We start from the raw sequence: 6,491 nt of genomic DNA, 5'->3' as shown, positions 1-6,491 counted from the left end.
GCCCCCACCGTCCCCGAGGGCTTCCGGCTCGTCTCCGACACCGCCGGTTTCTCCTTCGCGGTCCCCACCGTCTGGGACCGGCAGAGCGAGAAGAACCACCAGATCACCTACGCGGGTTCCACCGGACGGGCCGCGCTCAAGGTCGGCGTCATCCGCAACGCCCCGTACACCTCGTACGGCAACTTCGTGGCGCTGGAGCGGACCGCCGACACCAACCAGAAGAACTACCGCCGCATCGGGCTGACGGCCAACACCTTCCAGGGGCGGCCCGGTGCGATCTGGGAGTACACGTACGAGGACCGGGAGAGCGGCGAGACGATCCACGCGATCGACCAGAGCTACATCGCGGACGACGGAACCGAGTACGCCGTCTACACCACCGAACGCGACACCGAATGGCCCGGTGCCCGGCGGATCTTCGACACCGCCCTGTCCACCTGGATGCTCAACGACACCGACTGAGGCCCGCATTCAAGGCGCCGGGGTCACAGGGACAGGCGGAAGCAGACCATTTCCCGGCCGTCCCCGGCGCGGGGGTCACAGGCCCAGGCGGAAGTAGACCGCTTCCCGGCCGTCCCCGGCGCGGGGGTCACAGGACCAGGCGGAAGCAGACCACTTTCCGGCCCGTCCCCGGCGCCGTGAAGCTCTCCGCCCGCTCCATCCCCAGCCGCCGGGCCACGGCCAGGGACCGCTCGTTCCCTGCGTCGATCGTCGCCACCACCCGCTCCACCCCGGCGGCGCGCAGCCGCTCCAGCGTGAGGCGCGCGGCGGCGGTGGCGTAACCCCGGCCCCAGGCCGACCGGGCCAGCCGCCACCCGATCTCGATCTCGCCGACCGGCCCGTGATCGGCCCGCGGCCACGGCTGGGCGCCCGTGAAGCCGGCCACCTCGCCGTCCGCGCCCAGCACCGTCCACAGGCAGTAGCCGAGTTCGGCGTCGAGCCTGCGCTGGCGGGCGGTCCACTCCTCGTACATCGAGAGTTCCTCCGACGCGCCGCCGAAGAACTCCATCACCTCGGGATCGTCGAACGCGCGATGCCAGGACAGCGCGTCCTCGTCGGTCGGGACGCGCAGCTGTACGGAGGGAGCACCGGGGAGCACGGTCGACATCTGGGAGCCCTTCGGAATGTTGATCGGCGGACCCCCATAGACTGCACGGGACAGGTGCCGCGCGGCACGTGATTTCGAGTCTTCGGGAGATCCGACCGTGACCGAGCAGCCCCTCTCCGAACACAGCGCGGATGTGATCGTCGTCGGGGCAGGCCCGGCCGGCTCCACGACGGCGTACTACCTGGCCAAGGCCGGACTGGACGTCCTGCTGCTGGAGAAGACGGCCTTCCCCCGCGAGAAGGTCTGCGGCGACGGCCTCACCCCGCGCGCGACCAAGCAGCTCGTCTCCATGGGCATCGACATCTCCGAAGAGGCCGGCTGGCTGCGCAACAAGGGCCTGCGCATCATCGGCGGCGGCGTCCGCCTCCAGCTGGACTGGCCCGACCTCGCCTCGTACCCCGACTACGGACTGGTCCGCAAGCGCGACGACTTCGACGAGCAGCTGGCCCGTCAGGCGCAGAAGGCGGGCGCGCGGCTGTACGAGCGCTGCAACGTCGGCGCCCCGATCGTCGACGACCGCACCGGCCGCATCACCGGCGTCAACGCGAAGCTCGGCGAGGAGAAGCGCGAAGTCACCTTCCACGCACCCCTCGTCGTCGCCGCCGACGGCAACTCCACCCGGCTGTCGCTCGCCATGGGCCTGCACCGCCGCGAGGACCGCCCGATGGGCGTCGCCGTCCGTACGTACTTCACCTCGCCCCGCCACGACGACGACTACCTGGAGTCCTGGCTGGAGCTGTGGGACCGCCGCGGCCCCCAGGACCGGCTGCTGCCCGGCTACGGCTGGATCTTCGGCATGGGCGACGGCACGTCCAACGTCGGCCTCGGCATCCTCAACTCCTCCTCCGCGTTCAAGGAGCTGGACTGGCGCGAGGTCCTCAAGGCGTGGTGCGCCTCGATGCCGGAGGACTGGGGCTACACCCCCGAGAACATGACGATGCCGATCCGCGGCGCCGCCCTCCCGATGGCCTTCAACCGCCAGCCGCACTACACCAAGGGCCTGCTGCTCGTCGGTGACGCGGGCGGCATGGTCAACCCGTTCAACGGCGAGGGCATCGCCTACGCCATGGAGTCGGGCCAGATCGCCGCCGACGTCATCGTCCAGGCCCACGCCCGCGCGACCCCCGCCCAGCGCGAACTGGCCCTGAACAACTACCCGAAGGTGCTCAAGGAGACCTACGGCGGCTACTACACGATGGGCCGCGCCTTCGTGAAGCTGATCGGCAACCCGAAGGTCATGAAGGTCGCCACCCAGCGCGGCCTGACGCACCCGCTGCTGATGAAGTTCACCCTCAAGATGCTCGCCAACCTCACCGACCCCACGGGCGGCGACGCGATGGACCGCATCATCAACGGACTGTCGAAGGTGGCCCCGCGGGCCTGATGCCCCCAAGCAGTCCTGCCCCTGCCCCTGGTCCTGCTCCGCTGAGCCGACCAGCACCGACATACTCGTGCCCGCGGAACAACAAGCGTTGTTCCGCCGGCACGTTGCGTCCGGGGGTACCCCGCAGCGTTGCTACGGCCTGTCCGAGTCATCGCATGTGACCATCCCCGCACGGCTGCCGCAGACCGACGAGCTTGCCGCTGCGGAAAGCGATGAGGCGTTCACCACGGTGACGCCGAGATGCAGCAACGCCGCCCGCGCCCACCGGCGCTTCAAGCCAATTTCCGTACCACCCCCGGGCTATGGCTCGCCTGATTCCTCGGCAATGTTCGGTGCACCGGGCCAGAATCCGCAGAGTATCGGGCGATCGCTTCAGGCCGGGCCTCGCGTCGGGTTCGGACACAGCGGGTCAGGCACTCGGATTCAAGCCGATCCAAACAGCTTCGCGGACGCCACTGTCGCACTGTTCTCGTAACGTCTGTCACGGCAGGATCACGTAGCGCAACCGGAAGCTGCACAGGCTTTCCCGGGCCAGGCTCGGGACACGGGGGAGGACGATCGCACATGGCATGGGACGAGTGGGAACAGCTGAAAGCCGACGCGGTCCAGCGTCACACCACGAACATGCAGATCAACAGTGCGTCGCCCGATACTGGCCACGGCGCGTACTGGAACGGCAGCGACGACGGCTCGAAGCCGTCGGCCGGCCTGAAGAATCAGGCACGTGTCATTGCCGGCGAACGTCGACGGAAGTGTGACGCTTGACTATCGCTCGATCGACGTCGCTGTCGCACCTCCGACGGGTTCCTTTGCTCCTGTGCGCAGTTACCCTCGCGCTCCCTCTGGCAGGTTGTTCATCCGTGAAGACTGACAACGAGGAGCTCGGATACAAGCCCCAGGTGCTGGACGTCGAGGCGGCGGAGCAGGAGGTGAACGACATTTCCAGCAGGCTGCTCGACGCGATGAACGTCAAGGGCAGGACCGAGGGGTCGGGAGCCATGATCGCTCAGTGCGAAGCCGTCGATCCCGACATGAGGAATTACTACACGGTGGCCCACCCCTGGTCGATCCACGACCTCAAGAAGGGGACGTTCGAAGAGGCTATGCAGAACCTGCGGGATGAACTTCCCAGAATGGGCTGGAAGATCACGAGGGACGGTGAGACGAAGTCGATGGCGAAGAATCCTGAGATTGTGGCTGTCGACACCAAGAGTCATCACACCGTGACGATCGAGTGGGTCAAGAACAGGTCCGGCGAACTGAAGCAGTTGATCAGTATCGATGTCGGCTCTCGCTGCTACAGAGCCCCCGAAGGAACCGACCTCTCCGCCGCGCACTGATGCCTGCAAGAGGCCGTGGTTCGACTCGAATCCGACCCCACGGGCGGCGACGCGATGGACCGCATCATCAACGGACTGTCGAAGGTGGCCCCGCGGGCCTGATCCTTCGCCCCGGCCGCCCGGCCGCCCGGCCGCCCCCGGCCCGCGGTCGCCCTTCTGCCCCCCCGAACGTCGTCATCGGCGTGGTGGGGGCCCGTGGTCCTGGTTGACTGAGTGGTGTTCGACCAGGACATGGGAAGGCCCGGGGCTGCAGCGATGGTGTATCGGCATACGGAACGTACGAGGCGCAATGCCCAGGAGAAGGAGGAGGCGTTCCTGCGCGCGGCGCACGACCTGGTGGCCCGCCACGGCTTCGCCGGGGCGAAAGTGACCGCCGTGGCCGGTGCGTGCGGAGCGAGTGCAGGATCCCTCTACTCGTACTTCGGCAGCCGGGACGAACTGCTCGCCCGGGTCTTCCGGCGGGCTGCCGACCGTGAGCTCGCCGCCGTACGTGCCGCGGTGTCCGAGGCCCCTGCCGCTGCGCCGGCGCGTCTGGACGCGCTCATCAGTACCTTCACGCGGCGGGCCCTGCTGGGGCGTCGGCTGGCCTGGTCATTGCTCTTCGAGCCGGTCTCCCCGTTGGTCGAGGCGGAGCGGCTCCGCTACCGGCGGGAGTACGTCGCGCTGGGGGAGAGCGTCATCGGCGAAGGTGTCGCGGCGAAGGTGTTCGCACAGCAGAACGCCTACGTCGCGGCCTCGGCGGCGATCGGCGCCATCGCTGAAGCACTGATCGGGCGGCTCTCGCCGGTCGTCTCCGGCGGGACAGGGGCGGATCTTCCGGATGTGCAGTTGGTGGCAGAAATCCGCAACTTCTGCTTCCGGGCGCTGGGTTACACGCCGGACGGACCGCCCGGACCTGCTTCGGAGGATCATTGCCCCGCTCCTGCATCGTCCGTACCATAAATTGAACAAAGGTTCATGGCTTGATCTGGACGTGGGGGACAGATGCAACACGGGGAACAGGTAGACATGCTCAAGCGCCTTCTCGCGCTGCGCGAGACGCGCCGCGACGAGAAGATGCTCGATGAGGTCGTCAGGCTTCCGATCACCAAGTACACGGACGAGGGGCTCCTGGAGCAGGAGATCGCCTCGGCCTTCTCGCAGTACCCGCTGATCGCGGGTCACGCGTCGACGCTGGCCGAACCAGGGGCCTATCTGACCAGCGACTGGGACCAGTTCCCGTACTTCGTGGTCAGGGGCGAGGATGGCCGGATCCGTGCCTTCTACAACCAGTGCCGCCATCGCGGTGCCCGGATCGCCGAGGCGCCCGCCGGCACGGTGAAGAACTTCGTCTGCCCCTTCCACGGCTGGGTCTACGGGCTCGACGGCGCCCTGAAGGGCATCACCCGGGCACATGACTTCCCGGGCGTGAACCCGTGCGACTACGGGCTGGTGGAGCTGCCGGCCACGGAGGCGGGAGGTCTGGTCTGGGTGGGCCGGACGCCCGGGGCGGAGCTCGACATCCCCGGCTTCCTGGGGACGTTCTTCGAGGACCTCGTGAACTTCGACGTGGCCTCGCTGATCCAGTACAAGAAGACGAAGGTCGTCAAGGAAGCCAACTGGAAGCTGCTGATCAAGACGTACCTGGAGGGCTACCACGTCCCCTACCTCCACCGGGAGACGCTCGCGGCGGCCTTCAAGAGGGGCGTGATCGCCCACGACAGCGACGGCCCGCACATCCGGCTGTCCGCGGCGCGCACCAACATCGGCGAGTGCGCCCTCAAGCCGGAGGAGGAGTGGCGCATCCTCGACTACGCCTCCGTGTACTACACGCTCTTCCCCAACACCTTTTTCATCCTGCATCCCGACTACGTGTCCATCAACACGTTCTGGCCGCTGAGTCCCGACCGGACGATCTGGACGCACGAGATGCTCTACCGGGCCGAGGACTTCGCCGGTTCCGCCGGGCAGAGTTCCCTGGAGAAGCGGTTCCGGTTCACCAACGACACCGTGTTCGACCAGGAGGACTTCGCCATCGCCGAGGACGTGCAGCGCCACCTCCTCCACGGCGGCAGCGATCACCATGTCCTGGGGCTCGCGGAAGGCCTGCTCTCCATATTCCAGAACAACATAGATGAGCGGCTCACCGGTCCGGGCGAGACGGCCGGCGCTTCGTCCACCACCCACGCGACGACAGGACAGCACTCATGACCACGGAACTCAGCGATTTCGCGCACGGCATCTTCAAGGCCCAGCCCTTCAGCATGTTCCTGGGCGCCGAACTCACCTCGGTGGGGCCCGGATCGGCCGAGATCCGCATCGCCAACCGGCCCGAGATCCAGCAGCAGCACGGCTTCGTGCACGGAGGGGTCCTCAGCTACCTGGCGGACAACTCGCTGACGTTCGCGGGAGGGCTCGCCCTGGGAGGCGACGCGCTCACCGCCGAGTACAAGATCAACTACATCAAGCCGGCGGTCGGTGACACCGTCATCGCCCGCGCGCAGGCAACGGCCACCACCCGGCGGCAGGCCGTGTGCCAGTGCTCCATCTACGTCGCGTCCCCGGAGGGGGACGAGCGCCTGGTCGCCGTGGCGCAAGGGACGATCGTGACGGCGGGCGGGCGCCCGGCGCAGGAGGACTGACGGAGGCGGGGGACGGCTGCCCACCGTCGTCCCCCGGC

At 67.8% G+C, this 6,491-nt stretch carries 7 protein-coding genes and 1 pseudogene; 7 read left to right on the top strand and 1 reads right to left on the bottom strand.

Translation table 11 applies throughout. The annotated features are described in order from the left end of the window. Positions 1-462: pseudogene (locus AADR41_RS22745) on the top strand (hypothetical protein); the annotation flags it as partial. 127 nt (positions 463-589) lie between these two features. Here AADR41_RS22745 and AADR41_RS22740 read toward each other — a convergent pair. After that, positions 590-1,108 carry a GNAT family N-acetyltransferase gene (locus AADR41_RS22740; RefSeq protein WP_342283226.1) on the bottom strand — a complete coding sequence of 173 codons (519 nt, stop codon included), beginning with the start codon at positions 1,106-1,108 and terminating at the stop codon, positions 590-592. A 97-nt stretch (positions 1,109-1,205) separates the two neighbouring features. On the opposite strand from AADR41_RS22740, the gene AADR41_RS22735 reads away from it, so the two are divergent. The 6 genes from AADR41_RS22735 to AADR41_RS22710 all read left to right on the top strand — a co-directional run bounded on the left by AADR41_RS22735 (position 1,206) and on the right by AADR41_RS22710 (position 6,453). Then, on the top strand, positions 1,206-2,492 hold the full coding sequence (locus AADR41_RS22735) for a geranylgeranyl reductase family protein (RefSeq protein ID WP_342283225.1): 1,287 nt from the start codon (positions 1,206-1,208) through the stop codon (positions 2,490-2,492). Between the two features lie 564 nt (positions 2,493-3,056). Then, a complete protein-coding gene (locus tag AADR41_RS22730; protein ID WP_342283224.1) occupies positions 3,057-3,257 on the top strand; it encodes a hypothetical protein in 201 nt (66 codons plus the stop codon). Positions 3,258-3,352: 95 nt separating this feature from the next. Further along, on the top strand, positions 3,353-3,832 hold the full coding sequence (locus AADR41_RS22725; protein ID WP_342283223.1) for a hypothetical protein: 480 nt from the start codon (positions 3,353-3,355) through the stop codon (positions 3,830-3,832). A gap of 255 nt (positions 3,833-4,087) precedes the next feature. Continuing rightward, complete coding sequence (locus AADR41_RS22720) at positions 4,088-4,774, top strand: TetR/AcrR family transcriptional regulator (RefSeq protein WP_342283222.1); 687 nt, start codon at positions 4,088-4,090, stop codon at positions 4,772-4,774. Positions 4,775-4,840: 66 nt separating this feature from the next. Beyond that, complete coding sequence (locus AADR41_RS22715) at positions 4,841-6,022, top strand: aromatic ring-hydroxylating oxygenase subunit alpha (RefSeq protein ID WP_342283221.1); 1,182 nt, start codon at positions 4,841-4,843, stop codon at positions 6,020-6,022. Next, entirely contained in the window at positions 6,019-6,453 is a 435-nt protein-coding gene (locus AADR41_RS22710; protein ID WP_342283220.1) for a PaaI family thioesterase, read from the top strand. Before AADR41_RS22715 ends, AADR41_RS22710 begins: the two co-directional genes overlap by 4 nt. The last annotated feature ends 38 nt before the right edge of the window (positions 6,454-6,491 follow it).

The sequence above is a fragment of the Streptomyces sp. CLV115 genome (assembly GCF_038448545.1).
Taxonomy (GTDB): Bacteria; Actinomycetota; Actinomycetes; order Streptomycetales; family Streptomycetaceae; genus Streptomyces; species Streptomyces sanglieri.
This window is presented reverse-complemented; position numbering and strand designations above follow the sequence as displayed.

Bases quoted from the DNA above. Each gene is read 5' to 3' on its own strand.
- AADR41_RS22740 (WP_342283226.1), bottom strand. From the start codon at position 1,108: ATGTCGACCGTGCTCCCCGGTGCTCCCTCCGTACAGCTGCGCGTCCCG.
- AADR41_RS22730 (WP_342283224.1), top strand. From the start codon at position 3,057: ATGGCATGGGACGAGTGGGAACAGCTGAAAGCCGACGCGGTCCAGCGT.
- AADR41_RS22720 (WP_342283222.1), top strand. From the start codon at position 4,088: ATGGTGTATCGGCATACGGAACGTACGAGGCGCAATGCCCAGGAGAAG.
- AADR41_RS22715 (WP_342283221.1), top strand. From the start codon at position 4,841: ATGCTCAAGCGCCTTCTCGCGCTGCGCGAGACGCGCCGCGACGAGAAG.
- AADR41_RS22710 (WP_342283220.1), top strand. From the start codon at position 6,019: ATGACCACGGAACTCAGCGATTTCGCGCACGGCATCTTCAAGGCCCAG.